This is a genomic window from Aquitalea pelogenes (assembly GCF_001515305.1).
Lineage (GTDB): Bacteria > Pseudomonadota > Gammaproteobacteria > Burkholderiales > Chromobacteriaceae > Aquitalea > Aquitalea pelogenes.
In genome coordinates, this window is the sequence record NZ_LNQV01000129.1 from 1 (window position 1) to 348 (window position 348).

1 protein-coding gene is annotated in these 348 nt (G+C 65.5%); it reads left to right on the plus strand.

The window, feature by feature from the left end; genetic code table 11:
• Nucleotides 1–94: 94 nt before the first annotated feature.
• Nucleotides 95–265 (plus strand): hypothetical protein, encoded by a 171-nt coding sequence (locus AWT75_RS21120; RefSeq protein ID WP_239689692.1) that lies wholly within the window; start codon nucleotides 95–97, stop codon nucleotides 263–265.
• Nucleotides 266–348 lie beyond the last annotated feature (83 nt).

Consider the following 348-nt stretch of genomic DNA (forward strand, 5'->3'; position numbering starts at 1 on the left):
ACCCAGTTCGCGATGAACAACTGCTGGCAGTGGGCATGCAGCGGCCGGTGCCGCGCATTCCCTGTCCACCCCCATCAACACCCTCAGCCTGCTGGTGGAGGGCAGTGATGCCGCCTATGCCTTTTCCCTGCATCTGGTGGGGATGTGGCTGACCTTTGCCCTGTCCGCGCTGCTGATCACCAGCTTTGTGTCCCTGGCTGGCCCCGTCAACTGGCCGCACGCGAGGCCGCGCTGGCCGCTGCACGGGAAACCCAGTTCGCGATGAACAACTGCTGGCAGTGGGCATGCAGCGGCCGGTGCCGCGCATTCCCTGTCCACCCCCATCAACACCCTCAGCCTGCTGGTGGA